Source organism: Zarconia navalis LEGE 11467 (assembly GCF_015207075.1).
GTDB classification, from domain to species: Bacteria; Cyanobacteriota; Cyanobacteriia; order Cyanobacteriales; family Geitlerinemataceae; genus Zarconia; species Zarconia navalis.
In genome coordinates this window covers 1-6,325 of the sequence record NZ_JADEXN010000320.1, presented here as the reverse complement: position 1 = coordinate 6,325, position 6,325 = coordinate 1, and the positions used below count along the sequence as shown (strand labels likewise).

Below are 6,325 nucleotides of genomic sequence, written 5' to 3'. Positions count from 1 at the left end.
GTGGATTTGCCAGAACCGGGTACGGCGGATACCGCCAAAGGGCCACCAGTCCAGTCGGCCATTTCTTGCTGTCCCGGACGCAATTCGCTGCGAATGCGCGATCGGACTTGTTCTCGCAGTTGGGCCAGTTCTCGTCCGGTTTGGGGGTTGGCGTTTTCGATCGAGTGGGGGGACACCATGGGCACAGGTAACGAACTGTTTTAGAGTGTAGCGCTTGACTGACTGACAAAACTTTAGGCCTGGAGGCTTTGTCGGTTGGGCTTCATGCTTCAACCCAACAACTTCAAACAAAACTTTCAGCCGGCTTGGGTTGGAAACTCATCAAAAAAATATGCAAAAAAGGCATTTCTTTACCGTAAATTTACAATTCGGTATTGAATTGACAATCTCTCTAAAAACATAGATCTATATTGAAAGATTTCGATAAACTCAACCAGAGATATTCAAAAAAACAAAGCGCCGTGAAAAAAAAATCAAAAGATACAGAAACTATGAATTATCTCTTTTGAAATATAAAATGGTTAAAAGCTTTTTTGCGATAGTAGTAGCCTAGAGTTTTTAGCAAAACTAGTTTTTTTTGTTTTCGCTTCTAAACAACAAATTCATCAGAAATAATGCTTTGTAAATCTCGAGATTGAATTCTTTTAATTCCCTAAAAAAGATTTTCAGTTCTCTACTTTAAAAGTTAAAGTTGTAACTTTTGAGAACTCAAGCTTTTGCATTTTTAAAGAAAAATAAACACTCCATATGAATTCAACTCATACATCCAACACCGATGCTCTTGCCACTCCTACCACCACCACTCAAAATCCCACTCCCGCCTTTGAAATCACCGCATCCCGGCAATTTACTCCCTGGCTGGCCGAACAACATCTAAGTTTAGTCTTCACCACCTATCAAGCCGGAAAAATCTTTTTCATCGGTGTCAACCCCCAAACGGGACAGTTTTCTGTCTTCCAACGCACTTTCGAACGCTGCATGGGGTTGTGTGCCAGTGGCAACAGCCTCTACATGAGTAGCCTCTACCAACTGTGGCGGTTTGAAAACAGCCTCGAACCCGGACAAATCTACAACGGTTACGACGCACTCTACGTGCCGCAAATGAGCTACATCACCGGAGATTTAGATATTCACGACGTGGCAATCTCTGGGGACGAAGAGAAGAAAAGTTCTAACGGTTTGGTTTTTGTCAATACCCTATTCAGTTGTTTGGCCACTGTCAGTGCCACCCACAGCTTCGTTCCCCTGTGGCAACCCCCGTTTATCTCCAAACTTGCCGCAGAAGACCGCTGTCATCTCAACGGTTTAGCCATGGTAGAAGGTCAACCCAAATATGTCACCAGTGTCAGTCAGTCCGATGTCGCCGACGGTTGGCGAGACAAACGACGCGATGGCGGATGCGTCGTCGATATCGAGAGTAACGAAATTGTCGTTCGTGGGTTGAGTATGCCCCATTCCCCCCGATGGCATCAAGGCAAGTTGTGGCTGATGAATTCCGGGACGGGAGAATTCGGCACTGTGGACTTACAATCGGGAACCTTTGAACCGGTGGCCTTTTGTCCCGGTTACGGACGAGGAGTGGCGATGTGGCGCGACTATGCCGTGGTGGGACTCTCCAAACCCCGCCACAACAAAACCTTTCAGGGATTGCCTCTCGACGAGAACCTAGCGACCAAACAAGCCGAACCGCGATGTGGATTAGCGATTATCGACCTGCGCAGTGGGGATATGGTGCATAGCTTGCGCATCGAAGGCATCGTCGAAGAACTCTACGATGTGGCGATTTTACCCCAAGTGCGGCGACCGATGGCGATCGGACTCAAGAGTGACGAAATCCGACGCATGGTGTCCATTGGCACGAAGGAATAGTACTCGCAGAAATTGCAAATCGATGGGAGGGAGGGGACAGCCGTCATGCAGTGGACGGTTGGGGAGATGGTTCGTCCATCTTGCGAGGGTCATGAAAAAGAGACGATTGATATAAACGCCTCCAGTCAACAAACTATACAAGGATGATAACGGATGACTAGTGCAATTAATTTATCCGACCTCAATGGCAGCAACGGTTTCGTCATCAACGGTGTTGATGCCGATGACTTGTCAGGTCTCTCTGTGAGCAGTGCGGGAGATGTCAATAGCGATGGCATCGATGACATCATTATTGGAGCACAATGGGCCGACCCCAATGATAACTATCTGGCTGGAGAAAGCTACGTAGTTTTTGGCACTAATGACGGATTTAATGCCAGTTTGGAACTATCAGACCTTGATGGTAGTAACGGTTTCGTCATTAATGGTATTGATAGCTTTGACTTGTCAGGTCACTCTGTCAGTGATGCGGGGGATGTTAACGGCGATGGTATTGATGACATCATCATTGGAGCACAATGGGCCGACCTCAATGGTAATCGCGAGGCTGGAGAAAGCTATGTGGTGTTTGGCACTAATGATGAATTTGATGCCAGTTTAGACTTGTCAACTCTCGATGGCAGCAACGGCTTTACCATTAATGGTATCAATGCAGATGACCGGTCAGGCGCCGCCGTCAGTAGTGCGGGAGATATTAATGGTGATGGCTTTGATGACATCATTATTGGGGTATATTTGGCCGATCCCAATGGTAATCGCGAGGCTGGAGAAAGCTATGTGGTGTTTGGCACTAATGATGGATTTGATGCCAGTTTAGACTTGTCAACTCTCGACGGTAGCAACGGTTTTGTCCTCAACGGCATCGATATATTTGACTATTCGGGCTTCTCTGTGAGCAGTGCGGGAGATGTCAATGGTGATGGCATTGATGACATCATTATTGGGGCACGTTTTGCTGACCCCAATGGTAATAGTGGTGCCGGAGAAAGCTACGTTGTCTTTGGCACTAATGATGGATTTGATGCCAGTTTAGACTTGTCAACTCTCGATGGCAGCAATGGCTTTACCATTAATGGCATCGATAGCTTTGACCTTTCAGGCACTTCCGTCAGTGGTGCGGGAGATGTCAATGGTGATGGCTTCGATGACATCATTGTTGGAGCACGTTTTGCTGACCCCAATGGTAATCGTGAGGCTGGAGAAAGCTATGTGGTGTTTGGCACTAATGATGGATTTGATGCCAGTTTAGATTTGTCAACTCTCGATGGCAATAATGGCTTTACCATTAATGGCATCGATTCTGGTGACAGTTCGGGCTTCTCTGTGAGCAGTGCGGGAGATGTCAATGGCGATGGCTTCGACGACATCATTATTGGAGCACATTATGCATCTCCCAATGGTAATTTCACTGCCGGAGAAAGCTACGTGGTCTTCGGTTTCAGTACGGATTCGACGATCGGCACGAGTCCCACTATATTTGACGACGATCTCAGTTTCACGGCTGCCGACGAAACCATTGATGCTCTGACCGGAGATGATACCATCCGCGCGCGGCAAGGGGACGACGATGTATTCGGCAACGATGGCAACGATCGACTTTTCGGTAACCAGGGTGACGACACCCTCGACGGGGGGGCGGATGATGACAACCTCTTCGGCGGTTCGGGTAATGACCTGTTAATCGGAGGCTCCGGTAATGACTCACTAAATGGTGGCTTAAATAACGATACTCTTCGTGGAAACAGCGGAGACGATCGCCTCAAGGGTCAGTCAGGAAACGATAACTTAATTGGTGGAAACGGGCGCGATACCCTTTTAGGGGGTAATGGCGACGATCGACTTTGGGGTGAAGCTGGAAGCGATGTACTCAAGGGTAATCAAGGAAATGATTTTCTTCGAGGATGGCGCGGAAACGACACGCTCATCGGTGGCGAAGGACAAGATATTTTTGTTCTTGAATCCGAGAAAAATGGCACAGACATTATCGAGGATTTCATCGTTGAAGACGATGCAATTGGATTAAGAGAGGGTTTAACCTTCGATGATTTAGAAGTTGTCCAAAGCAATGGAAATACGAATATCAATGTTTTCAATGAAACCCTAAATATTTCTGAAACATTCGCAATCTTGGAAGGTGTAACACTCACCCTCGAGGAATTAACAGTTATCTAAGATGTGGTTGGAGGTGCATTAACGATATTCTAAATGGGTAAGCTTGGGAAGGCTGGTAGTACTCTCTTCTAGTCCCTAGATCTCTATTTTCCCCTATCTATCGGATGGGGGATTTCCGCGTGTTTTGGGATGTTTTCGCGGGGCTGATGGAGGAAAACAAGAGCAATCAATATGGCTTCACCATCAAGAATGCATGAATCACATCCTTGAGTACGGGGTCTCGCAAATGTTCCCTTAACGCTTTAAGAGTTCCCATATCGACCGAACATCCCAAAATATCCTGTAAATAAAGCCGCACTTCGATAAATTCAAACAGTCCAACAGGTCGATCGAACTCCACTAAAAAATCCACATCACTATCGGGCCCGGCTTCATCTCTTGCCACCGAACCAAACAAATCCAGAGACTTAACTCCCATCGCCTGTAACTGTTCTTGATGTGCGGCGATAATTGCCAGTACCTCATCTGGTTTCATCGTGGGTTTCCCGCAACTGATTGAATATTAAGGTAGTAGATTCAACGATCGCAAAGTCATTGAATCTACTACCTTAAATAAGAACACCAATCGCTCCAACTTCCGGCGTAGAGTTTGGGATTTTCGACTTGGGCTAAATGTAGGGAAAGCAGATTGACACAGGCAGTAATCCCAGAACCGCAGTAAACGATAATCTCATCGGCAGCGGAGGCTTCTTGCCAGCGATCGCGCTGTGCGTCCGTCGGTTTGGCAGAGCCAGTTTCATCGGTCACCCCTTGCCAGAAGTAGTTTACCGCGCCGGGAATGCTGCCGGCAATGGGATCGATGGGTTCGGTTTCTCCACGATATCGTTCGGGCGATCGCGAGTCTACCAGCATCACCTGCGGTAAATCTTTCCTTGCTTTGACTGTCTCGATATCCACCACCCACTCGGGTTGCAGATTGACCTCAAATTTCCCTGGTTTCGCTGTAGATCGATCGCTGCTAGTGGGATATCCTTCCTCCTGCCAGCGGGAAAATCCCCCATCGAGGACGGCAACTTTCTCATGTCCCAAATACCGCAGCAGCCACCACAACCGGGAAGCAAAGGCAAATCGAGAATCGTCGTAGGCGATAACTTGGGTTTGGGAAGAAGTAATCCCGACCGCGGCGAGTTTCTTTGCCAATTTGTCGGGATTTGGGAGGGGATGCCGTCCGCCATGCTTGCCGACGGGACTGGAGAGATCGCGATTGAGGTGGAGGTAAAACGCACCGGGAATATGACGGGTTCGATACTGCTGGTGTCCCAGTTCCAATTCGGCGAGGGAGAACCGACAGTCGATAACGACGACATCGGAATCCTCGAGATGTTGAGATAGCCACTGGGGAGAGACAATTGGATCGGTCATAGGGAAATGAAAGGGTTGATTTAGGATTGTTGCTGTCAATACGGGCGATTCGGCTCGATCGGCAAGTACGGCCACGATTACAGAATGTAATACACTGCTACTAATCCAAAGATTCCAAAAACGTTTTAACGCCGCCATCCGCCTCTAGAACCACCCGCATTTGAGGATTTTGTCCTGACTCAAAAGACGAGACCATCGACTCTCCCTCCAAAGGCACTCCGGTTCGATCGAGATAATTATCCGCCGCGTGTCCGAGGGGAATTGCCCGTTGCAGAGAACCATCCTCGTTCAAAATCAATGTATACTCCAGGTCGCGCGTCAGTCCCGGCAGGGGTTCCCAGCGGCTTTGAAAATAGCCCCGCAACTCGGCAATTTGCGGCACCACATCAAAAGCCGTACTCAACTCTGGGGCTTCATCTTCTAATTTCGATCGGCGCTCGTTGTTTTCACTTTGGGCGATCGTACCACTACGACTGCGATCGCTCGGACTTTGCGAGAAGGAGGGGAGGGAACTCCTTGCCACCGAGTCGTCCTCAAAGGTAAACCCGTCTGCATCTGAGGAAAAACTCGGTGGAGAGGGAGGCAATACTGGAGGTGCTGAATTGGCAAAGGGATCGGGCTTCGGAATACTCTCAGTTCCCGGCGCGATCGGAACTTGCGCTGTTGAATCGGTTTCTGGGAGCGTTGCTTCCGCTTCTGGGTTGCTATCGGCGATGATATCCCCTGGAATGAAAATCGATTGACTGGTACGATCGCCCCCCTCTAGTGGAACCTGTTCTGTAGGAATCGGAATCGGTGTCGGATTAACCGGGGGTGGGGGTAAGACTCTATTTTCTTCCTCGATAGGCGGCGTGTCGAGTTCCTCAGCCAAGGGTGTGGGGGTGGGTGATGGCTCAGGCTCAACGCTCGGTTGAGTCAGCGG

The 6,325-nt window shown here is 48.7% G+C and carries 4 protein-coding genes and 1 pseudogene; 2 read left to right on the top strand and 3 right to left on the bottom strand.

What is annotated here, in order from left to right:
* Positions 1-747 precede the first annotated feature (747 nt).
* Together IQ235_RS15815 and IQ235_RS15810 are read left to right on the top strand one after the other, a co-directional pair.
* On the top strand, positions 748-1,869 hold the full coding sequence (locus IQ235_RS15815) for a TIGR03032 family protein (protein WP_264322404.1): 1,122 nt from the start codon (positions 748-750) through the stop codon (positions 1,867-1,869).
* A gap of 153 nt (positions 1,870-2,022) precedes the next feature.
* Positions 2,023-4,041: a hypothetical protein gene (locus tag IQ235_RS15810; RefSeq protein ID WP_264322403.1), complete on the top strand. Its 2,019-nt coding sequence runs from the start codon at positions 2,023-2,025 to the stop codon at positions 4,039-4,041.
* 166 nt (positions 4,042-4,207) lie between these two features.
* Here the strand turns inward: IQ235_RS15810 and IQ235_RS15805 are convergent, their stop codons facing one another.
* The 3 genes and pseudogenes from IQ235_RS15805 to IQ235_RS15795 all read right to left on the bottom strand — a co-directional run.
* Entirely contained in the window at positions 4,208-4,516 is a 309-nt protein-coding gene (locus IQ235_RS15805) for a nucleotidyltransferase family protein (protein WP_264322402.1), read from the bottom strand.
* Between the two features lie 68 nt (positions 4,517-4,584).
* The gene (locus IQ235_RS15800) at positions 4,585-5,403 is read right to left on the bottom strand and encodes a sulfurtransferase (protein WP_264322401.1); all 819 of its coding nucleotides are present in this window, start codon (positions 5,401-5,403) and stop codon (positions 4,585-4,587) included.
* 100 nt (positions 5,404-5,503) lie between these two features.
* Positions 5,504-6,325, bottom strand: a pseudogene (locus IQ235_RS15795) (hypothetical protein); the annotation flags it as partial.

Bases quoted from the DNA above. Each gene is read 5' to 3' on its own strand.
- IQ235_RS15800 (WP_264322401.1), bottom strand. From the start codon at position 5,403: ATGACCGATCCAATTGTCTCTCCCCAGTGGCTATCTCAACATCTCGAG.
- IQ235_RS15815 (WP_264322404.1), top strand. From the start codon at position 748: ATGAATTCAACTCATACATCCAACACCGATGCTCTTGCCACTCCTACC.
- IQ235_RS15805 (WP_264322402.1), bottom strand. From the start codon at position 4,516: ATGAAACCAGATGAGGTACTGGCAATTATCGCCGCACATCAAGAACAG.
- IQ235_RS15810 (WP_264322403.1), top strand. From the start codon at position 2,023: ATGACTAGTGCAATTAATTTATCCGACCTCAATGGCAGCAACGGTTTC.